Here is a 24,873-nt window from a genome sequence, read left to right on the forward strand (position 1 = left end):
AAGTATTAATGTGTTCCAAGCATCAATACCATGCCCCTCAACTTTGATCTTCATGATTTACAAGCCTTTTCAGCTGTAGCTGAAATTAAAAGCTTTAAGCGCGCTGCTGAGATGATCAATATCTCTCAGCCAGCATTTAGTCGACGAATTGAAAAGCTAGAACTAGCTTTGGGTGTAAAGCTCATAGATCGCGATACACGGAATATGGAGCTCACCACTATTGGGCGAGACTTCGCCAAAAAGACCAAGCAACTGCTTGATGGCCTTGATGAGGCCCTATTGGGCATACAAGGAGTCGGCGGAGCCAGAATGGGAGAAATCACGATTGCCTGCGTTCCCTCCGCTGTTTATTACTTTTTGCCACAGGTGCTAAGAAGCTACCACGAAATATTTCCCAAAATTCGCATTAAGGTTCACGATGCTAGCGCTAATGAAGTGCTGTCTGTCGTTGCCAACGGTGAGGCAGATTTTGGGGTTAATTTTGTTGGTAGCGATGAATCTAATATTGAATTTAAAACTATTTTCGAAGAGCGCTTTGTCGTTGCCTGCAAAAAAGATCATCCACTTAGTAAAAAGAAAAAGCTCTCCTGGAGCGATTTGGCTGGATATGACTTTATTTCAGTTTCTAAGTCATCTGGCAACAGGATGCTGATCGATCTTGCGCTTGCTGGAAAATCCCAAAGTCCGAATATTATTTATGAAGCGCAGCACGTAACCACTTCGCTTGGTTTGGTAGAGGCTGGAATGGGCATTGCAGTCGTGCCCTCATTAGCTATGCCAAACAAAGATCACCCCGTACTAGCAAGCATCCCCTTAGTTGACCCAGTTGTCTCTAGAAAAATTGGTCTCATCAAAAAGAGGGGGCGCAGCCTTATTCCTGCGGCAGAAAAACTCTACGAGCTTTTATCTGCTCTAACCCCCGAGGAGGGAAAAGCGAAGAAAGCAATCAGTCGACTGTAATCTTTGCCTTTTCAACAACCTTTGCCCAGCGCCCTTGTTCCGACTTAATAAATGCGCCAAATTGTGCCGGCGTATCACCAACTAAAACTGCGCCATCCTCAAGCATTCTCTTTGAGTCTTCTTTTGACTTCAATCCTTTAGCAATATCTTTTTGCAGTCGATCAATAATCGGCTGTGGAGTTCCAGCCGGAACAATAATTCCATACCACTGAGAAGTTTCAAAGCCTTTGTAACCAGACTCCGAGATCGTGGGAACGTTGGGCAGAACCTTTGATCTTTCGGCAGATCCAACAGCAAGTGGGCGCAAGGTGCCGCCTTTGATTTGCCCCATCAATGAAGGTAAGCCATTAAACGTTGCCTGAATTTGACCACCAATCAGATCAGTCAGCATTGGTCCGGATCCCTTATAAGGGACATGTACCAAATCAATTCCCGCCTCAGAAGAAAAATATTCCATCGCCAAGTGGCCAGCACTTCCATTGCCCGCTGAGCCGTAATTGATTTTTCCAGGATTCTTTTTGGCATCAATGACTAAGTCACCCAGTGTCTTATATGGACTCTTTTCACTCACAGCAATGACGTTGGGCACTTTTGCTACTAAGGTGACGGGAGCAAAATCTTTATTTGGATCGTATGGTAATTTTTTACCAAATAGCGCTGGGTTTACCGCCAATGTTCCGACATGGCCCAACATTAAGGTATAGCCGTCTGGATTAGCGCGCTTGACCTCTTCCATAGCAATATTGCCAGCGCCACCTGGCTTGTTATCAACATATACTGACTGGCCAAGACTGGTGCTCAGGCTGCTAGCAACTGATCTTGCAATGATTTCAGAAGTTCCACCCGTAGCGAAAGGAACCACCAAGCGAATTGATCTATCTGGATATGCCGCAGATGCATGACCTGCAAATAACATCAAGCCTATAGCCCATATAATTTTTTTCATTACCGTCTCCTCTATTTTGTCCAGCGTGAAATAATTTCTTTGAGCTTTTCAGGGCCCAACTCCGTTAAATACAAATTGAAATCATCGCGTAATTTGGAGCCTCTTTTAAATGCAAACCCTAAATTGTCAAAGCCTACAACCTCGTAACTACTGCTAACTGGTAAATTTAAGGACTTCTGATAATTCACCAGCATCACGCTGTCTACAAACACTAAATCTACATTTCCGTTTTGTAAGGCAATTAATGCTTCTGCTGGCGATGGGTATAGTTTTACCTGATCTACCGAATAGTATCCCTTGGGCTGCAATACGGTTTTCACATATTCATCAAATACGCTACCCGTCGGATATGCGATCGTATATTTTTTTAGCTGGGATAAATCCGTTATTTTAATATTGCGACTATTAAGGCCAATTAATTCCCAAGTACTTGTGTAATATGGATTGGAAAAATCCATTACTTCTTTGCGCTTATCGGTAATGGAGATCCCTGAAAACGCAACATCTGCCTGACCACTAGAGACCGCACCCAGCATTCCTAACCAGTCATAGGCAGTCATCTTAAAAGTACAGCCACGCGACTTACAGTACCCCTCAAATATTTCTAAATCTACACCGGTGTACTTCCCGTCTTTTTCAAATAGCATGGGAGGGATAGCGGGAGATACGGCAACTTGTATCACATTTGTTTGGGACTCTTTGGAGCATCCACTCACAATCATTGCCATTACAAAAAGAATGAAAAATGTTCGTATGAGTTTCATATTTTTAGCACCCAAAAAAGATTAAGCTAACTTTTTAATTTCTTTAATCTTATTACCATCATCAAGCAAAACAATCTTTGGGGCATGACTAGCAATCTCGCCATCATTTACTTGACCATAAGTGCAAATAATTAAATGGTCTCCAATATGAGCTTTGCGAGCAGCCGCTCCATTTAAAGAGATGATGCCTGTACCCCGCTTTGCTTTAATAATGTAAGTTGAAAAACGCTCGCCATTATTAATGTTGTACAGCTCAATCTTTTCATACTCTCGCATATCTGCGGCATCAAGCAAATCTTCGTCAATTCCGCAGGAGCCTTCATAATGCAAATCAGCCTCAGTGACGGTTGCTCGATGAATTTTTCCCAACAACATTATGCGATTCATACTGTTTCCTCAATAATTAAATGCGTGCCTCTAATAACCTTGGTCAATAAAGTTAAATCTATTTTCTCAAATATTATCGAGCTGACCATATTAAAAAACCCCGCAAATACGGGGTTTTTGTCCTACTATTATCTACTAATTATTTTGCGCGACTTTTCCCTGCTTTTGGGGCTTGACCAAACTGAGTCTGCACATTTTTCATTGCTGTTTCAACACTTTTCTCAAAATTTGCAAATGCGTCCTGTGTTGTGGATCGGACTTGATCAAAATTTTGCATTGCAGTGTTGAATGCGCTGGTGAATGCACTTACGTATGCCTCGGAACCAGCGGGCGCCTTTGAAGTCGCTGTGGCCACAAAGCTTTTTAAATCATCCTGGGATTGATCGATAGCGGCCTCAACAGCTTCAACCAACTCTTGATTGCCACGGCGCAATACAGCAGCAACTTTCTTTTGATATTCAGCCACTTGCGCAACCGCCTCTTGCACTTCTGGGCTTTGCAGTAGGTCTAGAGCGGCTTTAGCATCTTTGCCCTTCAATAACTCTGCAGCCTTAGCTTGGGCATTTGCCACAGCCTGTTGAGCTGCCTGATAGTTAATCTCTGCCAACTCTTGAGCATTCTCAAGGGCTGTTTGACCCAAAGCACGGGCATTTTCTACTGTTTTTGCTTGATTGTCTGCAAACTGGTTCTTAAACATGGGAATTCCTTTAGAGGTTAATTTGTTGCACTGCACCATATTAGTAGTTTATTTTGGCTATAGCAAGGATTAATTGCTGCAAAGCAACATATAACTGCGGTGATTTTGCACATTAATCAAGAAAACCGCATTTAGGGGCCTCAGATAGTGCATTCCCGTAAATCGTCGTTAAATATTTTTACATGCCGCGGAGGGGGTCGACTTTCTCTGTAACGCCATTTCAGCCATAGCCTCAAACTGGCGACGAATAATATTTTTAATAAAGTACTCAATGACAAAGGATGGAACGAAAGAATTTGGCTCAACCTGACTTTCGTATTTAAACGTTGTCAGGTCCTTATCAGAAACTAAACGCCAGCTTCCCTTGTAGTACCTAGTGTCCCCACTCAATTGCTCAAAGAGCAATGCTTTTTTGGGAGTTTCAACATACTCTAGTTCAGAGCGCATTTCAAAAGGAATAAATAATATTTTCTCTTCCAATAGGCGGACAACCTTTACTTTATTGCCCGATCTAGAGATCACTTTCGAATCTACGATACCTGGTAAATTTTTAGCGCCTTCATAATCCGTAATATAAGCAAAGGCATCGCACACATTGATTGGCACGTCATAACTTGCATTTACTTGAAAGCGCTCACCGTTCCGCGCTACTACAACCTTCAAGTCAAATGGATTGGCTGCCTCTTGCGCCAAAGCAAACGACGCGATTAGAGTCAAGAAAATGGCAAGAAATTTTTGCATCTCGCTAGTGTAAGCAATCTACCCAAGCTTTTGTTAGCGGAACCGCTATTTATTAAAGATCGGTCAATTACATCATTAATAGACTCAATAGTTTTGAGATCTATATAAAATTGTATTGGCTGTAAAAGCTGAGTAAGTATTGATTAAATATGGCGGGCTGCTCAACATTGGAAATATGCCCTGCATTAGGAATGATATGGAACTCTGCACTTGGCATCTGCTCTTTCATTGCAATGGCCATCGACGGTGGAGTGCCATGGTCTTGCTCGCCAACCATAATCAATGTCGGGCAAGTGATCTCCTTTAGCCGATCAAAAGTATTGATATGGGATATCGCTGCACAACATCCAGCAAAACCATTAATTGAAGTGGTTTCAATACCGCTCACAATATCCTTTATTACCTCCGGCGAATTCTTCCTAAACTCATCAGAAAACCAGCGCGTCAAGGTGCTCTCAACCATCGCGCCCATACCTTGACTCTTCGCCTTAGTGATTCGCTCACCCCACATCTGTATCGCATTTTCTGGGCGCCTACTAGTGGTGTCAGCCAAAACAAGCGAGCTAAATATGTTGGGGTATCCCAACACCAATGTTTGACCAATCATGCCACCCATTGAAAGCCCCAGCCAATGGGTTTTTTGAATATTCAGATGTTGCAATAATTCAGAAGCATCGCCCGCAAGATCATCTAGAGCATATGGATCTATAGGAGCCGAACTTTTACCATGGCCGCGCGTATCAAACCGCAGCACTTTGAAGTGCTTCGTTAAAACAGGCATCTGAAAATCCCAGGCGCTCATATTGCTAGCCAATGAATGCGACAAGGTCAACCATGGCCCAGAACCTTCGACCCTATATGCAATTTCAACGCCACTACTTGTGGTGAATTTTTTCATGTGAGCAATTATTACTCTGGCTTAATTCCAGAGGCTTTTGCCAGGCGTGAAAACTCTGTAATTTCTGCAGCAATCATTTTGTCAAACTGATCAGGTGTACTAGATACCGCAACCGTTCCTAACTCGGCAAATCTCTCTTTGACTTCAGGTAGCTCTAATATGCGCTTTACTTCAGCATAAATTTTTTGCAAGATAGGTTTTGGGGTTTTACCGGGAGCCAGCAGTCCATACCAAAATTCCCACTTATACCCAGGAATGCCAGACTCGGCCACAGTTGGTAAAGCGGGAAACTCTTTAACGCGCTTAGTGCTTGTTACAGCAATTGCACGCACCTTACCAGCACGCACTAAATTCACTGCACTTGCATATGGGCTAATAAAGAAATCCACCCTTCCAGACATTACCTCAGTGATGCCATCCGGAATTCCTTTAGTCGGAATATGCAACAACTCAACCCCTGCTTTAGCCTGAATTAACTCTGCAGCAAAGTGCGATCCACTTCCAACACCCGCTGAGCTGTATGTAACCTTACCTGGATTCTTGGCAGCAAACTCAAGCAATTCTTTCACTGTATTCACCTTGAGATTAGGAGAAATCAATAAGAATGCTGGGCCAGTAGCCGTTAATGTGACTCCAGAAAAATCCCTTAAAGGATCAAATGGCAAAGTTGAATAAATCGATGGGGAAATTGCAAAGGCCGAAGAAATAGATAGCAATGTGTATCCATCGGCTGGTGCGCCAGCCACTATTTGTGCGGCAATATTACTTCCAGCGCCAGGCTTGTTTTCAACGAGAACTGGCTGCTTCCAGCTCTCGCTCATATGCTGGCCGATAACTCGAGCCGCAATGTCAGGAACGCCCCCTGGAGAAAAGCCCACAACAATTTTAATTGGCTGAGATGGGTAAGTTTGCGCGCAAATGGATGCTGATAACAAACAAAATGCTGCGCACAGTACTGGTTTAATCAGATTATTAATCACTGAAGTTTCCCAAAAAGATAAGATTTGTTTGACTCTCATTACTGCCAAATTAGCGGCCCTGGCACACCAAGGGAAGGTCAGTAAAAATAACATCTGAGCTGTAATTGCAATTAATACCAACTGTTGGCGTACCAGGCGCTACGCACCCAAGTAAAGCTGAGGTCAGCAATGCTACTAAAGCTAGATTGAATATTTTTTTCATGATTTTTTGTCAAAAGTTTGATGTATCTTCATTCTGCCACAAGGCCGGCCGAGGGTGGGTTTGACGGTAGACTGGGTTGTCACTCAACCATATGCAAAATGCGGAGAGTCCATGAATAACTTTATAAACAACAAAGCATAGAAGGGCGCATTTTTCTCTAAATTTTGGGGCTGGGATAAATTGTGTGAGAAAGATATTCGCCTTTTTTATTAACTCTTACTAACACCATATCACCTACGTTAACTATTTTTCCAGTGTAGGCTTGTATGTTGACATGATGAGTAACCAGGATGATTGCGGTTCGATGCTGCCTAGCTAATTCATTTTTAATAAAAGTTTTAAGCTCTTCTGTATGTTTGGCCTCTATACGCATATCGTCGAAGAATGAGCCAAGTGCAGGCTCAATCTTTACGGGACCCTTGTTAAGCAGTTTCGCCGTGTCTTGACACCTACACCACGGACTACTAAACACCTCCGCTTTTTGAATTCCTTGATTAGTCAACCATAAGCCAATCGCCCTAGCCTGACTTTTTCCGTACTCGCCTAAATTTCGCTGAGTTGAGCACTGGCTAATGACATAACCGGCAGGGTCTCCGTAACCAGGGGCATCAGCATGCCTCATTAATAAGACATGCTGGCCATCTTGCAAATCATTCACCAAACTTGCCATTGCTTGCTTAGCGCCACACAAACAGCAAATCAAAAAAATAGTGCGGGCAATTATTTGTTTAATGGGTTTCATATATGAGGGTTATTGACTTCAAGAAGATCATCCTATCGCCTATTGCGATGGATACTACCCCTTACGCCCCTCTCTTCTTTCTATTTCCCTTGCCATTTCTTGGCTACGGGAATTGTCCATATCTTTTCGCAAGCCATCAATAACCCCTTGCCTGTCTTTAGCAGGACGATTCTGGCTAGCCTTCCATTTGGCTTCGATTTTTTCAACCAAAAGCTCCAATCCAACAATATTAGCAAGCATCGTTTTAATGTAGTCCTCTGGGGCATCTGAAACTGTCCATGGACTTTGTCTATCGCTCTCCATATCGTTGGTGAGGGCTTCAACTATTTGGCGCTTACTTTGCTCGTCATCAATAGCCCTGACTCTCCCATAAATATGAACACTCACATAGTTGTATGTAGGAACGACTTTATGGGTTTCTTGCTTTGAAGGGTATAGGGATGGGCTAATGTAAGTTTCATATCCAGAAAACACCAATAAAACTTTTTCATTGGACTCTCCAAGTCTCCAAACGGGATTTGCCTTGGCTGCATGTGAAATTAATTTACTGCCGACTTGTATTTTTTCATCTAGCATCGAAAAAGGTAGGTGATTGCCAACAAGCTCGCCCTCGACATTCGCCACCATTAGTCCAAGTGGGTTTGCTCTAATAAATTCAGAAACTCTTTCTAAATCAGTTTCGGAAAAATGGGATGGGATATACATTGAGTGATTAAAGCATTTTAAGGATGAAAAAACCACCCGGAGGTGGCTTTTTCATTTTAGGCGCCCAGGAGCCAACAAGGAGCGGAACTGCAGGGCTAGTTGATCAATCCACATGCAATTCTGGAGCCAGAATTTCCGGCTGGCTGGGATTTATAGTCATCAGGATCTCGATGAACAATAGCGCATCCTCCCAATATTTCAGATAGCCCAGGACAGAGAATGGCTAATCATTTTCTTTAATCACCAAGGGAACTCCAACCTCTCCCACATAAAACATAATAATTTTTACGGGGATATCGCCTTGATTGATACCGTAATGCCATTTATTAACCAACTCAACAATTGAATCTCCAGAATTGAGAATTAGCTGCTTTCCATCTTTGGCAATGACTGTTAGCCTTCCCTGCAACATCACTCCAGCATTGATGACTGGGTGCTTATGCATTGGCAATTTCATGCCCGATGGTATTTCATAAGCAAGAATGCTGATTTCTGGATTTTTTAATGGGTAGGGAGGGAGCGGGCTGCCATCCCACTCCTTGGTGGCTTTAAGTATTTGGGTGACCTTTATATCACCTGAATTTTGATCCGTGCTCGTATCGCCATCTTTTGATTGGGCAAAAACAGATATTGAGAGCCCAACCAATACTATTGAAATTAAATACTTCATCTTTGACTCCAATCGACTCCTGAATGAAAAGAGTCTAGCCCATATCGATCAAGCCACCCGAAGGTAATTTTGGTGTTTCTTAGCAGCCTCGGAGGTGGCTGACCAGAAAGGAGGATGCCCAACTCTAATCCATCCTACAAAAGCAATAAAGAAATTGCTGAGTTGTGCCCATAGGTGTTTTATGGATTTCTGTAGAGCTATCAATCAGCTTGAAGCTTTTGCCAAATTGCCCATGGAGATTTTCAGAGTCATAACGAACTACATCTAGCCCACTACACTTCTCAGGGCCTTCGGGGCCAAAGGTGGACATAATTACATAACCACCATGCTTTACTGAGCGTATCACCTGCTCTATATATCTCTTTCGCTGAGCCTCTTCGGTTAAGAAATGAAATACAGCCCTGTCATGCCAAATATCAAAATAGTTTTGCGGTAATGTTGCTTGAGTAATATCAGCGCAATACCAATGTATCTTGTCTGCTAGATCACCGATTCGCGCCCTAGCGACATCAATTGCTTTCTGAGAGATATCTAAAACGCTGATGTCTCTATAACCCTCAGCAATAAGGTCATCAACCAAAGTAGCCTCGCCACCACCAATATCAATAATCGCGGCATCCCTATCGCTTGAGGCCTTATGGATAAGATTTAGTGATGTTTCAAGGTGTGGGGCATACCAACTGACTGCGTCAGGCGCTTTTGTGCCATAGACTCTTTCCCAATGCTCTTTGTTATCCATAATTACCTTTCACATAATTATTGAATCATTCTATGCCCTTTGGATTGATTTGTCGTTTTAAATGACATTCCTATAATGGGTTCATTAAAGACACTTGGGGCTTCTATGGCTTGGATCATTACCAAATACCTACTAACAGCCGGAATGGTTGTATTCATCTCAGAGGTAGCCAAAAGAAGCGATAGGTTGGGCGGCTTATTTGCGGCTCTGCCCCTAATGACTTTGCTCACGCTCACTTGGCTCTATATTGAGAATCAACCGGAAGAGAAAATAGCTAATCACGCTTATTACACTTTTTGGTATGTGATTCCCACACTACCAATGTTTTTACTATTTCCCTACTTGCTTCCAAGACTTGGGTTCTGGATGACGATGGGCGCAAGCTTAGCTGTAACAGTTATTTGCTTTGGCCTTTTTGCTCTATTAATGAAAAACTTTGGGGTCGAACTGCTGTAAATGAAAAACCAGCCGAAGGTGGTTCTGGTGCTTTTTGGTGGCCCGGGGCGGAATCTACCGGGACCAAGGACACTTAATCAATCTCTAGACCTCTAATCTTCTGAAAGCCTTTTTCAAGCCCAGTGTCAGCGGAAATACCAATAATACCGAGCCAGCAATGAGTGCAATGGCATTAGGAACGCCGAGCCTATCACCAGCAAAGCCATAAACAAGCGGCGAAATAGCTCCGGCACCTATCGTTAACGTATAAAACACGCCGAATGCTCTAGATCGGATATGTTGCGGAACCAACTCAGGGACTGTTCCATAAAGCCCAGATGATGTTCCATTTAGAGCAACGCCAACTAATGGCAACATCAACATAACAACATCAATGCTTAATGGTATGGTTAGTGCCATCAAAATGGTTGTGGCAATTTCGGTTATTAAAGTGGTTTTAATGACGCCAAATCGAGCAGCGATAAACCCACAAACAAATTTGCCTGCGGCACCCCCAGCAAAAGTTAAGCTCAAAGCAAAGCCAATTTGAGTAACTGTGGCACCTTTAGAGATCAACAGAAAAGGTAGCAAGGTTAAAAAACCCATGCGAGTAGCGCTATCAATCACAGCAATTGACGATAAAGAAATAAAGCCTAGATTAAGAAAATTTCTACCCGTGGCCTTGCCGCCCGTATCGACTGAAGCTTTATCTGGCTGGACTTTAGAATGATTGGCAACTGTTGCTTTTGGTAGAACGACTGCCAAAAACATTACAACAAGCAATCCCAATAAACCCATTGCACTGGTTACGGCATGCCAATCCCAAACTGCTAACAAAGCCGCACAGAGAGATGGCAATAACACCTTGCCGATATCGCCAGAAAAGTTATATGTGCCCAGGGCGCCTCTTAATTGTGGGCCCTCAAAAGCATGGGCAGTTAACGAAGAGGAAAGGGGGTGCTGAACACTGGCGCCAATGCCGCTAAGAACTAAGCAGGCAGCTAAGCCTAAAAAGCCAGTAGTCCAGCCAGACAATAAAAATCCCATTGCCGCAATTAAAGTGCCGAATAGCAAAAGGCGTTTTTCACCAACCTTCTCTGACAACATACTTGATGGAACCTGTAGAGAGGCCATGGCACCTGAATACAAAGTCTTTAAGAATCCTACTTCAGCAAGCGATAAGCCAAACGCCATTTGCCAAATAGGGAACATCACATAAAGCAGGTCGGTATATCCATCGTGAAGAATGTGGGCGCCACAACAAGCACTGAGAATTCTTTTTTTGAGGGCTTTCATAGCAAGAATGTAACCTAGCCCAAATGAAAAAACCACCCGAAAGTGGTTTTGATGATTATTGGTGGTCCGTGGCGGAATCGACCAGAACTGAGGATGTCTGACTCCATATTGAAACTACACATCGCTATTTTTGTTTAATCTCTGGATTTGTCGCTGAAGCCACTGGCTATGTTGAATAAAATAAGTCAGCAGTCCAATTACTAACATGTTTCCGAAAAAACCACCCATCACAATAATCATGCTTTCACGCATGAAATTATCAAAAGCATAGTTATGAATAGCAAAGATTACATAGGTATAACTAAACCCGTGAGCAATGCTGGCAAATAATGCCAATGTGACAACATCACGATACTTCAAATTATGGAGATCTTTCGCAACACCTAAGCCCTTTAGCGTTAAGTTCACAACCAGAACGAGAACGACGCTACCAATAAGGGCCACGATGAACCACATAAACCAAGGTTGTTCTGGTTGAAATATTATTAATCTAATAAATACCGCAAGTCCAACCCCTATGGCAGCCATCCAACCAAAAATTAATACAGATAAAACTTTAATGCCAGCAGGCAAATAAACAAAATAGCTAAGTTCGGGATGGTTAACCAGGAAGGGAAAGGCCTTAACTATATAAAGTGTCAAAAAATATAGGCAAAAAGGTAGCCCTATCTTTTGGAGGATAATCAAGCTTGGTGGTATTTTTCTAGGCAAAATGGGCACAGACTCATGATACTTAAAAAGAGGGGATAAATCTAAATGACAAATTCTTACTTACGGTTTTTGCATCTCGCAGATGCGCTAACAAAATCATATGAAAAACCCCTGGACTCTTTGAGCATAGATATTCTTGAGCATATTCTCAAGAGCATGATTCTTAATCAAAACAAAATTGTAGTAGGCGATATTCTCTCACTCAGCAATTTAGGTTCTCCGGCCACGCTTCACAAAAGACTTCATGGCCTGATAGATGGTGGATATATCAAACTCAAGTCAACTGATGATGGTCGCGTTAAACAAATTGAACTCACAAAGAAAGCAGATAAATATTTTGCCAACTTGAGTCAGGCCATTGAAAAGGCCTCAAGGGCTTAATTAGATTTATCTTTTAAACCAATAGCCGTTAATAGCCCCAAATTAAAAACCACTCGAAGGTGGTTTTGATGTTTCTTGGTGATCCTGGGTGGAATCGACTAGGGCCGAGGATGCTTAGCCAAGTTGTTTTGTTAACAACACCAGCTTAAGACCACTGATCTTAGGATTTCCAACGCCAGCATTTGCTGGATAGTCTGAGCTTACTTGCGTGGGCTCGTAGCCCCTACGTAAATAAAAATCGAATAGCTCCCTACGCTCTGAAATAACAAATAAATTAACCTCTGAAGACTCATATTGATTCTCGGCATACTCTTCTGCGAGCTGAAGCATTTCTTTGCCCAAGCCAAGATTTTGATATGACGGCTTAACTGTCAGCATAGCGATATAGCTTGCTCCGGCTTCCTCATTAACATTTACGCAAGCCACAATCTCAGCCTTACTTAAGCCAAGCAATACTGTTGAGCCCTCCCTCTCAAGGAGCTCAGCAAGCTGTTGGGAGTTAATTCTTTCGCCCTCTATAAGTTCTGACTCATGAGTCCAGCCGGCTTCAGCGCCGTTAGGGCGATATGCTGTATTTATAAGACTAACAAGCTCTGAAACATCCTTGGCTGTAGCGATGCGATATTCGTCAATATTCATAACGATAGTTTCACACAGAGCAATAAAAAACCACCCGAAGGTGGTTTTGGTGTTTCTTGGTGGCCCGGGGCGGAATCGAACCACCGACACAAGGATTTTCAATCCTCTGCTCTACCGACTGAGCTACCAGGCCAAGACTTGGAATTATAAATGAAACTGGGAATGGGCTTACTAAATGCGCCTACTGTGGCTAACTCTATTGATTTATAGGGAAATCCGGCTGGAGTGGGGATGTTTAATCCTACGGGACGGCGGCATTCAAATGAAACATAAGGTTGAAAGTAGGCTAAGCTTGCCAACCATTTGGGCTCATGAATCGATCAAGTGTAGAGAGATTTCTTTGGACATACACCAGCCTTTTTGACCAGGCTACGGACTTATTAAACTCTTGTACGACTTTTTTCTGAATATCAGCTTTCAGATTTATGAGGTCTTCCTTTATCAATACTGAATCAAACTCAAGCTCTTCAGAAAATTTAATACCTTTTTTATTTGGGGAGGATTGAATCACAACTCTGTATTTTGACCCCGAAGAATCCTTATGCGCTGTACACCTTATTGAATATAAGAGGCCTTCTTCAATAAAAGCCGATATGCCGCACCCAAAAATCTGATCAACACGATTAAACGCCGAAGTGATAACAACGCTTTTATGAATTTTAGATACACATTTGGTTAGATTGTCTTGAAAAACCTGAGGGGTCAAAGGGGTTGTAATGACATTCAATTCAGGCAATCCAGCCACAACTTTTCTCATTTTCCCAAAGTGAAATTGAAATTGAGAAAAATCTATGCCCTCTGCCATTTCTGAGCCGAATACTCTAATGAAGTTTTTCTCACCAGTAGGATCATCTTGATAGTCGCACTGATCAACCTCATTTTTTGGAAGCTGCGTAAATTTAATGTCATGCGCCCATTGATTCTGAAGTGTGACCGTATCGCGTTCTGAAATAATTCGAAATTTGGTAAAGATTGGGCTTTCCATGGGTCACCAAGTATTAATTTCTTACTAAGTTATCACACGGCTTGGTTGTTGCTGACTTTTTTAAGCAGGCTCTGCCCAGCCTTAATCTTCTGCCTAGCCCGCTCAGCCTTTATAGCCGCCTGATCACGCTTAACGCGATCTTTCATAGATTTAAGCCTTGCTTGTTCGGGACTTAATGGTTTTTGCGGGGCTATTTCATCGAATCTCATAATTACCCAATCTGTGACGGTTGATGTGGAACATTACTGTTGCCGAAGATAGCTTGAAACAACTTGTATGCCTGAGCTTGATTTTGGGCATACAGAATGGTTTCTACCCACAAGCCCGCCGCATTGACTGTTGCCTTATATCTTTTCATAAAGATATTTAGCTTTTCTTAACTAGCCCACCAATTAAATATAAGCGTCTTGTTATTGGACACTTCTTAATAGCTGAAATAAATCTAGATTTTTAACTTTTCCATTTAGTAATTAAAGTGAATTGAGGATTGCCCACTTCTTGTAAGGCTTTCTTTGCAAAGTCTTCTGGGGTTGCATATATCTTTGATTCTTCGAGTAAAGCCGAATAAAGCACAGGCTTCAAAACGACTAAGGCGGCATTGAAATCAATAACTCGCTCTATAAATGGAGAGGCCCAGTCTTCAATATTTCCATAATCAAACCCAGCAGAACTGAGAGAATCCCAGGCTAGAGATTCAAAGGCCGAAATTGATGGCAGGTTTTCGGGGGAGCACTTTTTTATCTTATCTATTGCATTTTGAAACTGCTCTAACCATCGGGCTTTTAAAGAAACGGCGCAGTGGCAAAATGTGATCACATCAAGGGAATTAGTCATAGCTCTCCTTATTGATTATTTGCCAATAATAATCTCAATATTCTAATAAGCAGCAAGCATACGAATTCGATGAAGGGCTGAGCAATATCTTCAATCTTCATAGCCTTTAACAGCTAGCGACAGAATAGATATCCTAAAGTGGGGGCGTTGTGCCCCCACAATAAACTAACGCTTAAACCCGCTACGCAAACTACTACTTGCAGTTTCTATCTGAGCGTCTAATTCCCCGGCCTCAACAGCCGACTTAATAGACTCTAGTGCCTTTACTAGCTCTAGACCGCTTGCCACTTCTACGCTAGGCTTGCCCTTAGCAAGCTCAATAGTCCAAGAGCCATATTTAACTGAAACACAGACTTTGCCTTGTTCTGATTGGAACCACCAGGGTTTTAAACGCTTGGGTATTTCTACCTGCTTACGCAACCCAGTCTCTTTATCTTTAACAGTTTTGAACTTTGTCACAACAAAGGGTGTGCCATCCATTTGACTCTTAGCTAGCTGGATTTGTTCCCACAGCTTGCTAGAAAGCTTATTTCTACGAATGACGATTGCAGGCATATGGGTTGGTTTTTTAACTGCTACTAGTTTTAAGTTACTTAATGCGCTCATTGTTTTCTCCTATGTTGTTAATGGGCACAAGTAGTTTGTTTTCGATCTGTTTATTTGGTCGACCTCTTTTTACCAACCCATTTCTTTTGCCGCATTTTGGACAGGAAATTAGCGGTTTTTCTTTAAGAGGGATAAATATTTTTGCGAGTTGCTTGGTTACAAAGTAGAAGTCGCAAAAAGAAAAAGAAGTCGCAAGGTTGAGTTTGAGTGGTTGCTAGCAAGTTACTCGTAGTGGCAAATGAGTAGCCCTGACTAAGCAACATAACTTCGTAACTCCTCTTTTGAGATCTGCGACCTTTACTGCAACTGATCTCTTCTGATCTCTCTTGTAACCAACAAAGTAACTAGCAACGAGAACTCAATTTAGAACACAAGGAGAATAAAAATGAGAGAAATTGCAATCAGAGGTTTTATCAACGAGAAGTACAATACTCCATTTGGCAAAGGATTATTTAGACGAGCAATCTATAACGGATCTGTCGAGCTGCTAAACCCCAACCAAAAGTATCTAGTCGATTTTTATGAATTCGGGACATTTCAACACACAGCTAAATCAAATAGTCAGATAGAAATATTGAATAAATTAATCGCGTGTGGTGTAGCCAATACACCTGATCTAGTGATGTCGTGGATTGTGCATTACGAGCCTTTAACCAAATCAAAAGAACTAGTTGATGGTTATTGCATCTATTTACAAACAACAGGCGAAGTCCATATTGAAATTGATGATGTTCAAAATGGAACAAAAGATGAGTGGGACTTAAAAGCCCATCACTGCAAATCTGTAGGCGCAAATAAGCCAGTATTTGTAGCAACAAATGTGGACTTAAACGCTAAGTAGTAATAAAGCAAAACCCCTCAAAAAAGCCCTACAAGCAAAGATCTTCAAACATCACAGCGTCTAGTTGCTGAACGCCAAACAAATAGCGTGTAGGGCTTTTTTGACCCCAAAACTCAATTTGTCGTCTATTTCCTACGAAATACTCATAAATATTAATAACGCAAACCACATAAGAAAAACACACTTTTCTTATGTGGAAGCGTAAGCCATTGATTTTTGGAAGATCTTGTCTTGGTAAATTTCGGTCGACCATTTTGCAATAAGAAAACACACTAATAGTGCTTTTTTATTTATGAAAGGTTTTACAAATGGCTCAAGCAAAAACCCTTACCCAAGCAGAACTGGATCAAGTGCTGCGTTATGTATCCACCAAAAAATATCCCGAGCGCGATAGAGCATTGCTCATGACAAGTTTTCTTGCAGGACTTCGTGTTGCGGAGATTGCATCCTTAACAATGGGCGATGTTTTAAATACAGATGGCACAGTCAAGGCAGAAGTTCGATTATCAGCCGAACAAACCAAAGGAAAGTATCCGAGGACAGTTTTCTTATCCACTAAATTACGTGCCGAACTGGAAGAATATTTAAAAACCCGTCACGCCAAATATCCCGACATTCCACTGTTTCACACTAATACACGCCTAAGATTTACTGCTAATTCATTGTGTCAGTGGTTCTATCACACCTATCGTAACGCTGGTATTAGTGGTGCCAGCAGCCATAGTGGAAGAAGGAACTTTTTAACCTCGCTTGCCTCAAAGGGAGTTGGTGTTCGCGTACTTGCAGCATTAGCAGGACATCGCAATATCGCAGTAACAATGAAATACATAGATGCATCCGATGATATGAAACGCAATGCCGTGGAATTAATTTAGCAAACGCCTAAGAATTAAATGACTGCATTTTCTTAATCGCAAAAATACAGTCATTTTTTACAAAACTAAAATCGCATGCAAAGCCTTTATTTATAAGGCTCAAATTTTTCGTATTTTTCTGTCAAGGAAATAAAACAACGCCGTGATTTGTTCGAAAAATCGCAAAAATATACAGTGACTCCATCAACAAAGCAAACCGACAATTTCGTCACTAACGCTAAGTTGATTTTTAAGGAGTTTTAAAAATGGAAAATGCAATTGAAGTAACTAACCAAGCAGCAAACCCATCAGCAGCACAATCAACCACTCCTTCTGTGGATATTCGCAATATGAATGCCAATGTCATCACTGAGGATTCATCGACTTTTGATGAAGTATTTGAGGTGGAAGGTGAAGTCAAACCCTCATCAAAACCTGTAGCACTATCTGAGCCCAAAGAATCGGACAAAGATAAAGCGCAGCGTACGCAGGCAAGCTTGGATAAAGCTAAAGTAGCAAAATCTGCCAGCACCAGTCTTGTTCAGTACGAGCGCAAGCTTAGCGTAGAGGCCGCTACAGCAGACACAACAGCCATCATCCCAAAAGAGCGCAAGGCGTATGTAGCTGCGTTTAAAGCCGGAGTGGAGAAAACTGCTCGTAGCACTTTAGAGATGTGCCGCGTGGTTTATGAGGCAGAGCAATCGCTAGATAAGTTTCAATTTAAGACTTTTTGCGAAGAAGTCGGACTTAAGGACTACAGCAGTACTGTTCGCAAGTTCTCTGCAATTGGTCGGGTATATCCACGCTTTATTCAATATGTGGATCAACTGCCAGCAAGTTGGACCAATATCTACTTGATTACTCAAATTCCAGCAGATGCATTTGAGGAATGCCTGACAAAAGGGTATGCGTTAAATAAGCTAACAGGCGCAAAGCTTGATGAGCTGGTCAAAAGCACAAAGGACATCAATAAGATTGAAGAGCCCTTAAGCTTTGATAGCAAAAACTCTGGCTATGTATTTGCCAAGCTCTTGTTTACCAAAAAGCCCGATGACACTGATTGGCGCGCGATGGAAAAGGCGTTAGCTGAAATCTCTGCCCGCTTACCAATCAAGTTTGTTATCAACAAAGAAGCTGGAGAGTTTGTGCAAGCTCGTCGTGAACAACGCTATGAGCAAATCAAACAAAGCAGCAAAAATGTCGATCTCAAGCCTGATTTATGGGATTTGGGTGCGGAAGCAAATGCTGTTTATAAAGTCGCGGAACGTGTAGCCAACCCGACTGACAAGGCAGTTATTACTGTTTAAGACAACCGCTACCACTGCAGGGGTAGCGGTTGTTCCAAATAGAACAAATTCCTCAATTCAATTAAGAAAGAAATTCAAATGAAAAAACTATCTACAACCATGATTCCACACACATCCACTAAAGCCCAAGTAAGTAAGCTACAACATGTGCAAGATGTCTTTGCCATTGAGGTTATAAATGCCATGTATCGTGGCGCCAAATTTAGCGGTGTATTAGAGCTAGTAAATGGCACAGACAGTATTCGTAAGTACAAAGACTCTTATCGCGCTAACGCTAAATTGGCATGGTTTGGCACAGAGCTTAAAAAACGTAATCCCTTTATCAATCTTGATAACGCAGAAGTAACGCTATTGCCTTGCTACACAGGCGATGTAGTTGCCTGCTTGGGCTAAGCCAACTTCTCAGCATTCATCATAGGAGTTAGTTTCGAATAATGACGCTCAATCATGCCAACACTAGTGCCCATTTGCCTAGCGAGAGTATGGATATCAACCCCTCTTGCTAAGGCGAATGTGGCATAGGTATGACGCAGGCTATACAAGGTTCTATTCTGACCAGAGCCATCCACACGCATATTGCTACGAACCATCAAGTTACGAAAGATATTTTCCATATTGCTAATTTGTTCCCCTGTTGGCAATCGAAATATCACCGCATCAACCTTAGCCTCAATCACAGCATTCAATCCTGAGTAAGGCAACTTCTGCCACTTCATTACTCGTTCCAATACCTTCACCACAGCCGTTCTTGCTATCAAATATCTAGGGCCCGTCTTGCCTGACACCCAAATCCTCAAGTATTTCTTCCCCCCAATCCAATGCCATTGCAAATGTTTCCACCTAAGCGGCAGGGCTTCTGTTCCATGACGAACACCAGTATTGACTAAAAACTCTATGTAATAAGCACACAGCGTTCTCATTAACGCCGTTCTATCTGTATAAGAGCTCTTTTGCCAAGTCTCTGTATAACTTAGTAAGTCCTTAATTTCTTCTGCTGTAAAAGCAGGGCGGGGCTGGCTCTTTTTGCCTTTGCTATCTAATAACGGCACGGCTTGATTTAATCCAATATAACCACGATCACGGGCTAGATTAATTACTCTTATATAAGCACTGGCATGATTACGCTTAGTGCTTGCCATAGGGGTCTTACCCATCTCACTAATACGCCAAGATTCAAAGTCGCCCAATAGTTCATTGGTAATTTGACTAATCTCATATTGCCCAAAGAAGGGAATAAGGTATTTGTTAATGGCAAAGGCGTAGTCACGATAAATGCGCTTTCCTAGTTTGTTATGCAGAGCTTGCGCCATATTTGCCAGCTCATCTAAAGCGATTTGCTTAAAGGTCTTAGTGACAACAGCTAAGCCAGCACCAACTTTGACTTTGACGGTTTCGTAAATGGCTATCGCTTGGGTTTGAGCTAAGTCAGAGTCTTCTGTATTTGTAGAGGCCGCATGCCATTGCCCATTGGGTAGCTTAAAACGGCATTGCCACTTGTTACTTTTGGCGCGCCGAAACAGAGTTAATTCACCACGCAACAAGGAGATTGTTTTGGGTGATACTTGGTTTGTATTGGCAGGAAAGAGGTATTGAAAGTTTTGCAAGTTCGGCGTCTAGTTACTGGACGCTTGCTAGCTTAAATTCAGATTAGGATTTGGGCGACCTGAAGATGCCCGTCAAACCCCACAATAATTTGAATGAATCGTGTAAATTAGTCATAAATGCTTAATCTCACCACCTATTTAGTTATTCGCGTAAGCCTAATGGATAAGTTAAATCCAATTGAAGAGATTAATAAGGTATTAAATAAAAATCCTTACTGTTGGTTCGGCAAATACGGAGAACCACTAAAGTCAATTTTGCATACCGATCTTAGTGAAAAAAATTATGTGCTATGTCTCGTTTACAGGAATGGCGCCAAATATGAAATGAATTCATATAAAGTCCTCGAAATTTCTGGTGCCCCCAAGCTTACCAAGAGCAATCATCCACTTTATTACAAATCTTTTATTGGTCGCATCAAATCCTTTGTAAAAATAACCTCCCTTATAGGTCCGCAGCCCGCCCTCGAAGATCTTTACTTAAAGAAGAGTCTCAATAGCATCCTGAAAGCACTTCAGAAATCCGTTAGGGGCCATTTCATTTGCGCATCTAAAAAATAGTAAGGGCCCTGCTATGATCTTCACTTAAACAAGTGAGGAAACATGTCCTTTGATCAAATCCATCAGGCATTTAATAACGGCAATAATGTCGTTAAATTTCAATCTAGCTTTCCTAAGGCAATTGAATATCTACTTATAAGATCAATAGATAAGCCTCAACTGATCGAAATGCTAGAGGCAAATGGGCAGGATGTGAGCTTTGAAAAGACCCCAAAAATCGAGGAATTGTACAGAAGGGTATTTCTGCTTAACCTTTCAAAAGATACGCTCTCCAAGTTCATTTTGTCGAAATATCCAGAAATTAAAGCCTCTCGACTGGCCAATGAATCCGGACTAGAAGCATTGCTGGAAAATTTTGGGAATGTTAGGTGTGGACTTAGAAATGATAGGCTGGATACAGAAGTTCAAAAAGTAGTTAGAAACAAACGCCTTAGAACATGGGAAGAGCTCTCTTCTGCGTTTGACACATTAGCCATTAAGGCAAGGCAATATGCAGAGTGGTCTTACGTGAACCAGGCATCCACAGATTTAATTGAGCATTTTGTTAATAATCATAAAAATGTAATTCCTACATTGAGAAAAATTCCCCACATTGATTTTTTTTATGACTTTAAGGAACATGGCTTGATTCCCTTTGATTTAAAAATTACAAATATTTCAGAGGAATTTTTTGATCAAGAAGAGAAACTAGCAGTTAAGAGTTCATGCCAAGAAACTCTAAAGGCTTGCTATAAAGAGATTAAGAAAACTGAAAAAAATTTACCGAACCTATCCACCTTTGACACAACCGAAGATCTTTTTGATTTTTTGAATACTTTAAAGGTTCAATTCCCAATAATTGAAAAAGTATTTGCACAGGTTTTACATACTCGCCAAACCACCATTCAAAATTTACACGCGGATAGAAAAAGGCTTGAAATGTGGAATTACACCAACCAAGGGCCAAGGCTTTTCTGTAATAACAATAGATTTTTCGTATTTCTAGCCCATGAAGGTAGCTTCGGTGATGCAAGGGGGCTCAAGAAAAAAGTTAAGACAATCGGATCTTTAATTGATACTCACTTAAATAATCTTAAATTTGAATCTTTGAATCAATTTACATATTCTTATGATTTAGAGGCTCAGTTGAAGGGGGATTATTCAACGATATCAACTTCGGTATTGTTATCAGAGTAGTGACTTGGCCACTCTGATTCGAATTCTTGAAAACTCTTTATATTTTTTCTTTGTTTTGCTCCAAAACCTTTTTTAGAAAACATAAGAATCAAATCGCTTTTTAAACTTCCCTTTCTATTGTCCTGAACTACCGATCCAGCCGAATAATAGGCGGGCAAAACCCCAAGGTAATCAAAATAATTTTGGGCAGCCTCGATTGCTTTCCACTCATCTTTTTTTGTAGAGTTAAATATCAATACAAAATAGCCATCATCAGCCAACTTATTCTTAGCTGCCTCATAAAAACGCAGCATCCGAGATTCATATTCTCTCGAAATCTGTTCCCTGCCCTTAGCATTCGTTTTAATAATCTCTTTCTCATAATCTACTGAGACATGCAAAATTGAATTCCATAAATCGCTTAATTCAAGATAAGGTATTCGATCCCCATGTGGCGGGTCAGTAAGAATAAGTTTTATTGACCCTGGCGGAAGCCCATTCATTTGGGTAATTGCATCGTTCAATTCAACAGAGCATTTTGACTTCTGATTGAGAACGGATTGCACATCTCCGATTCCTATATTGCTGATATCTTTGATCTCGTGAAGTGACTTAATGAGCTTATTAGCCTTATTTTCAAAACAATTCCAGACATTAATCTCAAAATGAAGTTTAGGTTTCCAGAACCCGATTACCCAGCTTCCAACTTGATAGCTTTTGCCAGGTCCGCCATTGATTGTAAAAACCATTTTAGACATTTGGCCAATAGAGCTGGTCAATAAGAGATATAGCGCTCTTTTTATATGATCGTCATATTTGGCAAATGATGAAAGTAAAAGATCTATATTTTTAAGCGCCCTACCTGTAAAGATGTCATTTAAATTCATCCCCTTCTTTACATTAATTCTGGAATTTTCCTGAAGATTTAGAGGTCTTAATTGTTTCGAGCAATATGTCGAATGATTTTCAAAAACTTTTCGGTCAAAGTCAGTCGGAGCCCTCTTAATGTTTTTATTGGGGCCTTTGTGGCGCTCCCTAACCTCAATTAAATTATCTTGATCCCAGATGTAGTGAGTTGCAACGCCACCTGACTCGGTTTGATAAGTTTCGCAAATCTGAGGATATACGTTTTGTTTTATTTCTTCGATGGCCGTAGTCAATTTATTTGCACTCGGCGTCATTACCATTAGCCTTGTCAATTCGATTGCAGCGGGATTCAGATCTGAAGCTATTACCCTTCTTCCCAACAACAAAGCTTCTCTTACTAGAACACCAGACCCCACAAATGGGTCAACAACTATGTCATCCTCATTAGTTAATTTTTCAATAAGAGTTGAATAAAGTTCAGCTGGTTTTTTTCCCCAATACTTATGAAATCCATAGAGGCCATCATAGCTTTTGGGATTATTAATACCTTTTTTATCTTCTAAATCAAACAGTTCTTTTTGCATTGTTTCATTGTAGTGTTCTAAGAAATTTTCTACGACCTTTCAATGGGCCAGCATTTCACATAAACCTTGCCACTCAAAATTTAGCCGGGTAATTATTAACTTATCTTATAGCTCATTCTATGAGCCTATGAGCCTCTAAACTCGATTTATACATTCAAACCAAGAGATTAGCCATGAAATATCTACTTACCCTCTTTTTGCTTGCTCAAGCTGCCCTATATGCACAAAAGAGCTTTGCTCAGGTCACCAATTTAGACAATTCGCCCTACAACATGCAAAACAGCCAATACAACATGGAAAACTCTCCTTACAACATGCGCAATAGTCCATACAACATGGACAACAGCGCATATAACGCCAGTGCCAAGAATGGGGTTTATGACAATACGGGCAACAGGATTGGCTATGAAGTTAAAGCCCCAAGTGGCGTCACTAACTACTTTGACAATTCAGGCAATCGAATTGGCTACACGCCTGCAAAGAAGTAGTCTCATGCTTTCAAGTGCAATCATTATTAGCCTCATCCTCCCTTTGCAAATCTCTTATAAAAATCCAAGATTTGAGCTTTTCATTGTTCAGGCAACGATTGATGCTGCCGTAATTGCAGGCATTCCTTCTTCTAGGTCGGCAAAGAAATATGCCTTAGAAGCCCAAAAACCTGATTACCTAATGACAGAGGCTCATCTTGCTTCTGAACCTGTTAGCTGGCGAAGGTTGTACTTTAGAAAGTTCTTTTCTTAATAGGCTCATTTTTTGAGCTAGTACAGTAACATTCAAGCATCAAAGCCAATAGAAAGCCATCATGGGTGACGTAGAGCGACTACACAAAATTAAGTACATGATTCAAGCACGTCAATGTGTCCCACTTAATGACTTTCTAGATGAATTAGAAATCTCCAAAGCGACCTTTAAAAGAGATCTTGAATATCTAAGAAGCAGAATGAATGCCTCGATTGTTTACGACAGATTTAAAGGGGGCTACTGTTTTGACGGGCAAAGTATTGGTGAAAAGATTGAACTCCCTGGCTTATGGTTTTCCGAAAAAGAGGCAACTGCTCTTGTTCTTATGCAGCATCTTCTTTCAGGCTTAGATAAGGGCGGATTGATTGAGCCTCACATTGCGCCGCTAACCTCCATCATTGACGGCATTTTGGGTCAGAGCAATACCCCAGCTAAAGAGCTACGCAAGCGATTAAAGGTATTTGGAATGTCTGCCCGCAAGGGTTCTATTGAGAACTTCGAAGAGATTGGTAGCGCCCTACTAAAGCGCAACCGATTGCAAATCAGCTACTATGCCCGCGGCACTGATAAAACTACTGAGCGAGAAATATCACCACAACGCCTGATCTTTTATAGGGATAACTGGTATCTAGATGCTTACTGTCACCTGCGCAAAGATCTAAGAAGTTTTGCTCTTGACGGAATTAAAAAGGCAATCATCACCAACACAAAGACAGAAGAGATTTCTGAAAAACAATTGCATGAGCACTTTGCAGAAAGCTATGGAATCTTCTCAGGCAAAGCCAGTCAAAGAGCTAAGTTAAAGTTCTCACCTGAAAAGGCAAGATGGGTGAGCAGCGAAACGTGGCATGGACAGCAAGTGGGCGCTTTTGATAAAGACGGTAATTACATCTTGGAATTTGATTACAACCAAGATCCTGAGCTTGTCATGGATATATTGAAATATGGCTCAGGTGTTGAAGTTTTGGCACCAGCTGGCTTACGTAAGCGTGTTAAGGATGAGCTAACTAAGGCTTTAGATAATTACTAAATGCCCTGTGACTA

The 24,873-nt window shown here is 41.4% G+C and carries 35 protein-coding genes and 1 tRNA gene; 11 read left to right on the plus strand and 25 right to left on the minus strand.

Annotation, left to right across the window (positions count from 1 at the left end; translation table 11 throughout):
* The first annotated feature begins 30 nt into the window (after positions 1 to 30).
* Positions 31 to 960, plus strand: coding sequence for a LysR family transcriptional regulator (locus AOB49_RS00810; protein ID WP_062306759.1), 930 nt, complete (start codon positions 31 to 33; stop codon positions 958 to 960).
* Here AOB49_RS00810 and AOB49_RS00815 read toward each other — a convergent pair.
* From AOB49_RS00815 to AOB49_RS00865, 13 genes are all read right to left on the minus strand, one after another.
* Positions 947 to 1,906 (minus strand): Bug family tripartite tricarboxylate transporter substrate binding protein, encoded by a 960-nt coding sequence (locus tag AOB49_RS00815; protein ID WP_062306762.1) that lies wholly within the window; start codon positions 1,904 to 1,906, stop codon positions 947 to 949. The genes AOB49_RS00810 and AOB49_RS00815 overlap by 14 nt on opposite strands.
* A gap of 11 nt (positions 1,907 to 1,917) precedes the next feature.
* Positions 1,918 to 2,670: a transporter substrate-binding domain-containing protein gene (locus AOB49_RS00820; RefSeq protein WP_062306764.1), complete on the minus strand. Its 753-nt coding sequence runs from the start codon at positions 2,668 to 2,670 to the stop codon at positions 1,918 to 1,920.
* 21 nt (positions 2,671 to 2,691) lie between these two features.
* Positions 2,692 to 3,057: an aspartate 1-decarboxylase gene (gene panD, locus AOB49_RS00825; protein ID WP_062306767.1), complete on the minus strand. Its 366-nt coding sequence runs from the start codon at positions 3,055 to 3,057 to the stop codon at positions 2,692 to 2,694.
* Between the two features lie 139 nt (positions 3,058 to 3,196).
* Positions 3,197 to 3,754: a phasin family protein gene (locus AOB49_RS00830; protein ID WP_062306769.1), complete on the minus strand. Its 558-nt coding sequence runs from the start codon at positions 3,752 to 3,754 to the stop codon at positions 3,197 to 3,199.
* A 168-nt stretch (positions 3,755 to 3,922) separates the two neighbouring features.
* On the minus strand, positions 3,923 to 4,495 hold the full coding sequence (locus tag AOB49_RS00835; protein ID WP_062306772.1) for an SRPBCC family protein: 573 nt from the start codon (positions 4,493 to 4,495) through the stop codon (positions 3,923 to 3,925).
* Positions 4,496 to 4,595: 100 nt separating this feature from the next.
* The gene (locus AOB49_RS00840; protein ID WP_062306774.1) at positions 4,596 to 5,393 is read right to left on the minus strand and encodes an alpha/beta fold hydrolase; all 798 of its coding nucleotides are present in this window, start codon (positions 5,391 to 5,393) and stop codon (positions 4,596 to 4,598) included.
* Positions 5,394 to 5,404: 11 nt separating this feature from the next.
* Positions 5,405 to 6,412 carry a Bug family tripartite tricarboxylate transporter substrate binding protein gene (locus AOB49_RS00845; protein WP_172793375.1) on the minus strand — a complete coding sequence of 336 codons (1,008 nt, stop codon included), beginning with the start codon at positions 6,410 to 6,412 and terminating at the stop codon, positions 5,405 to 5,407.
* A gap of 10 nt (positions 6,413 to 6,422) precedes the next feature.
* Positions 6,423 to 6,575, minus strand: a complete 153-nt coding sequence (locus AOB49_RS12210) for a hypothetical protein (RefSeq protein WP_216634587.1) — start codon at positions 6,573 to 6,575, stop codon at positions 6,423 to 6,425.
* A 157-nt stretch (positions 6,576 to 6,732) separates the two neighbouring features.
* A complete protein-coding gene (locus AOB49_RS00850; RefSeq protein WP_082784001.1) occupies positions 6,733 to 7,317 on the minus strand; it encodes a histidine phosphatase family protein in 585 nt (194 codons plus the stop codon).
* Positions 7,318 to 7,371: 54 nt separating this feature from the next.
* Positions 7,372 to 8,022 carry an FMN-binding negative transcriptional regulator gene (locus AOB49_RS00855; RefSeq protein ID WP_062306781.1) on the minus strand — a complete coding sequence of 217 codons (651 nt, stop codon included), beginning with the start codon at positions 8,020 to 8,022 and terminating at the stop codon, positions 7,372 to 7,374.
* A 95-nt stretch (positions 8,023 to 8,117) separates the two neighbouring features.
* A complete protein-coding gene (locus AOB49_RS11810; protein ID WP_245640580.1) occupies positions 8,118 to 8,216 on the minus strand; it encodes a superoxide dismutase family protein in 99 nt (32 codons plus the stop codon).
* Between the two features lie 29 nt (positions 8,217 to 8,245).
* Entirely contained in the window at positions 8,246 to 8,692 is a 447-nt protein-coding gene (locus AOB49_RS00860) for a cupin domain-containing protein (protein WP_062306784.1), read from the minus strand.
* 124 nt (positions 8,693 to 8,816) lie between these two features.
* On the minus strand, positions 8,817 to 9,431 hold the full coding sequence (locus AOB49_RS00865; protein ID WP_062306787.1) for a class I SAM-dependent methyltransferase: 615 nt from the start codon (positions 9,429 to 9,431) through the stop codon (positions 8,817 to 8,819).
* A gap of 105 nt (positions 9,432 to 9,536) precedes the next feature.
* Here AOB49_RS00865 and AOB49_RS00870 point away from each other — a divergent pair, with 105 nt between their 5' ends.
* Entirely contained in the window at positions 9,537 to 9,887 is a 351-nt protein-coding gene (locus AOB49_RS00870) for a DUF3147 family protein (RefSeq protein ID WP_062306789.1), read from the plus strand.
* A gap of 84 nt (positions 9,888 to 9,971) precedes the next feature.
* On the opposite strand, the gene AOB49_RS00875 is transcribed toward AOB49_RS00870, so the two are convergent.
* Both AOB49_RS00875 and AOB49_RS00880 read right to left on the minus strand, forming a co-directional pair.
* On the minus strand, positions 9,972 to 11,162 hold the full coding sequence (locus AOB49_RS00875) for an MFS transporter (protein WP_062306792.1): 1,191 nt from the start codon (positions 11,160 to 11,162) through the stop codon (positions 9,972 to 9,974).
* A gap of 114 nt (positions 11,163 to 11,276) precedes the next feature.
* Positions 11,277 to 11,882 (minus strand): hypothetical protein, encoded by a 606-nt coding sequence (locus AOB49_RS00880; protein WP_062306794.1) that lies wholly within the window; start codon positions 11,880 to 11,882, stop codon positions 11,277 to 11,279.
* Positions 11,883 to 11,918: 36 nt separating this feature from the next.
* Between AOB49_RS00880 and AOB49_RS00885 the strand changes: the two genes are divergently transcribed.
* Positions 11,919 to 12,254, plus strand: coding sequence for a helix-turn-helix domain-containing protein (locus AOB49_RS00885; protein ID WP_062306797.1), 336 nt, complete (start codon positions 11,919 to 11,921; stop codon positions 12,252 to 12,254).
* A gap of 114 nt (positions 12,255 to 12,368) precedes the next feature.
* Here the strand turns inward: AOB49_RS00885 and AOB49_RS00890 are convergent, their stop codons facing one another.
* The 7 genes from AOB49_RS00890 to AOB49_RS00910 form a co-directional block, all read right to left on the minus strand.
* Positions 12,369 to 12,893: a GNAT family N-acetyltransferase gene (locus tag AOB49_RS00890; RefSeq protein WP_062306799.1), complete on the minus strand. Its 525-nt coding sequence runs from the start codon at positions 12,891 to 12,893 to the stop codon at positions 12,369 to 12,371.
* Between the two features lie 57 nt (positions 12,894 to 12,950).
* A tRNA-Phe gene (locus AOB49_RS00895) sits at positions 12,951 to 13,026 on the minus strand.
* A 153-nt stretch (positions 13,027 to 13,179) separates the two neighbouring features.
* On the minus strand, positions 13,180 to 13,878 hold the full coding sequence (locus tag AOB49_RS00900) for a hypothetical protein (protein ID WP_062306802.1): 699 nt from the start codon (positions 13,876 to 13,878) through the stop codon (positions 13,180 to 13,182).
* A gap of 32 nt (positions 13,879 to 13,910) precedes the next feature.
* Positions 13,911 to 14,087 carry a hypothetical protein gene (locus AOB49_RS12120; RefSeq protein ID WP_172793377.1) on the minus strand — a complete coding sequence of 59 codons (177 nt, stop codon included), beginning with the start codon at positions 14,085 to 14,087 and terminating at the stop codon, positions 13,911 to 13,913.
* Between the two features lie 2 nt (positions 14,088 to 14,089).
* The gene (locus AOB49_RS12125; RefSeq protein WP_172793378.1) at positions 14,090 to 14,236 is read right to left on the minus strand and encodes a hypothetical protein; all 147 of its coding nucleotides are present in this window, start codon (positions 14,234 to 14,236) and stop codon (positions 14,090 to 14,092) included.
* A 92-nt stretch (positions 14,237 to 14,328) separates the two neighbouring features.
* Positions 14,329 to 14,712 (minus strand): hypothetical protein, encoded by a 384-nt coding sequence (locus AOB49_RS00905; RefSeq protein ID WP_062306803.1) that lies wholly within the window; start codon positions 14,710 to 14,712, stop codon positions 14,329 to 14,331.
* Positions 14,713 to 14,877: 165 nt separating this feature from the next.
* Entirely contained in the window at positions 14,878 to 15,318 is a 441-nt protein-coding gene (locus AOB49_RS00910) for a DUF6641 family protein (RefSeq protein ID WP_062306806.1), read from the minus strand.
* Positions 15,319 to 15,703: 385 nt separating this feature from the next.
* Here AOB49_RS00910 and AOB49_RS12230 point away from each other — a divergent pair, with 385 nt between their 5' ends.
* Positions 15,704 to 16,159 (plus strand): hypothetical protein, encoded by a 456-nt coding sequence (locus tag AOB49_RS12230; RefSeq protein WP_062306808.1) that lies wholly within the window; start codon positions 15,704 to 15,706, stop codon positions 16,157 to 16,159.
* Between the two features lie 28 nt (positions 16,160 to 16,187).
* Here the strand turns inward: AOB49_RS12230 and AOB49_RS12215 are convergent, their stop codons facing one another.
* Positions 16,188 to 16,412: a hypothetical protein gene (locus tag AOB49_RS12215; RefSeq protein WP_062306811.1), complete on the minus strand. Its 225-nt coding sequence runs from the start codon at positions 16,410 to 16,412 to the stop codon at positions 16,188 to 16,190.
* Positions 16,413 to 16,467: 55 nt separating this feature from the next.
* On the opposite strand from AOB49_RS12215, the gene AOB49_RS00925 reads away from it, so the two are divergent.
* The 3 genes from AOB49_RS00925 to AOB49_RS00935 all read left to right on the plus strand — a co-directional run bounded on the left by AOB49_RS00925 (position 16,468) and on the right by AOB49_RS00935 (position 18,713).
* On the plus strand, positions 16,468 to 17,034 hold the full coding sequence (locus tag AOB49_RS00925; RefSeq protein ID WP_062306813.1) for a tyrosine-type recombinase/integrase: 567 nt from the start codon (positions 16,468 to 16,470) through the stop codon (positions 17,032 to 17,034).
* A gap of 245 nt (positions 17,035 to 17,279) precedes the next feature.
* Positions 17,280 to 18,320, plus strand: coding sequence for a hypothetical protein (locus AOB49_RS00930; RefSeq protein ID WP_062306815.1), 1,041 nt, complete (start codon positions 17,280 to 17,282; stop codon positions 18,318 to 18,320).
* Positions 18,321 to 18,398: 78 nt separating this feature from the next.
* The gene (locus AOB49_RS00935) at positions 18,399 to 18,713 is read left to right on the plus strand and encodes a hypothetical protein (protein WP_062306818.1); all 315 of its coding nucleotides are present in this window, start codon (positions 18,399 to 18,401) and stop codon (positions 18,711 to 18,713) included.
* On the opposite strand, the gene AOB49_RS00940 is transcribed toward AOB49_RS00935, so the two are convergent.
* Entirely contained in the window at positions 18,710 to 19,924 is a 1,215-nt protein-coding gene (locus AOB49_RS00940; protein ID WP_062306821.1) for a tyrosine-type recombinase/integrase, read from the minus strand. The two genes, AOB49_RS00935 and AOB49_RS00940, sit on opposite strands and share 4 nt — an antisense overlap.
* A 600-nt stretch (positions 19,925 to 20,524) precedes the next feature.
* On the opposite strand from AOB49_RS00940, the gene AOB49_RS00950 reads away from it, so the two are divergent.
* Positions 20,525 to 21,658: a hypothetical protein gene (locus tag AOB49_RS00950; protein ID WP_062306826.1), complete on the plus strand. Its 1,134-nt coding sequence runs from the start codon at positions 20,525 to 20,527 to the stop codon at positions 21,656 to 21,658.
* Here AOB49_RS00950 and AOB49_RS00955 read toward each other — a convergent pair.
* Positions 21,619 to 23,088, minus strand: coding sequence for a DNA methyltransferase (locus AOB49_RS00955; RefSeq protein ID WP_062306829.1), 1,470 nt, complete (start codon positions 23,086 to 23,088; stop codon positions 21,619 to 21,621). The two genes, AOB49_RS00950 and AOB49_RS00955, sit on opposite strands and share 40 nt — an antisense overlap.
* 173 nt (positions 23,089 to 23,261) lie before the next feature.
* Here AOB49_RS00955 and AOB49_RS00960 point away from each other — a divergent pair, with 173 nt between their 5' ends.
* The 3 genes from AOB49_RS00960 to AOB49_RS00970 all read left to right on the plus strand — a co-directional run bounded on the left by AOB49_RS00960 (position 23,262) and on the right by AOB49_RS00970 (position 24,859).
* Positions 23,262 to 23,576 (plus strand): hypothetical protein, encoded by a 315-nt coding sequence (locus tag AOB49_RS00960; protein ID WP_062306831.1) that lies wholly within the window; start codon positions 23,262 to 23,264, stop codon positions 23,574 to 23,576.
* 4 nt (positions 23,577 to 23,580) lie between these two features.
* Complete coding sequence (locus tag AOB49_RS00965) at positions 23,581 to 23,829, plus strand: hypothetical protein (RefSeq protein WP_062306834.1); 249 nt, start codon at positions 23,581 to 23,583, stop codon at positions 23,827 to 23,829.
* Between the two features lie 61 nt (positions 23,830 to 23,890).
* The gene (locus AOB49_RS00970; protein ID WP_062306836.1) at positions 23,891 to 24,859 is read left to right on the plus strand and encodes a helix-turn-helix transcriptional regulator; all 969 of its coding nucleotides are present in this window, start codon (positions 23,891 to 23,893) and stop codon (positions 24,857 to 24,859) included.
* Positions 24,860 to 24,873 lie beyond the last annotated feature (14 nt).

The sequence above is a fragment of the Polynucleobacter sinensis genome, from assembly GCF_001595985.1.
GTDB classification, from domain to species: domain Bacteria; phylum Pseudomonadota; class Gammaproteobacteria; order Burkholderiales; family Burkholderiaceae; genus Polynucleobacter; species Polynucleobacter sinensis.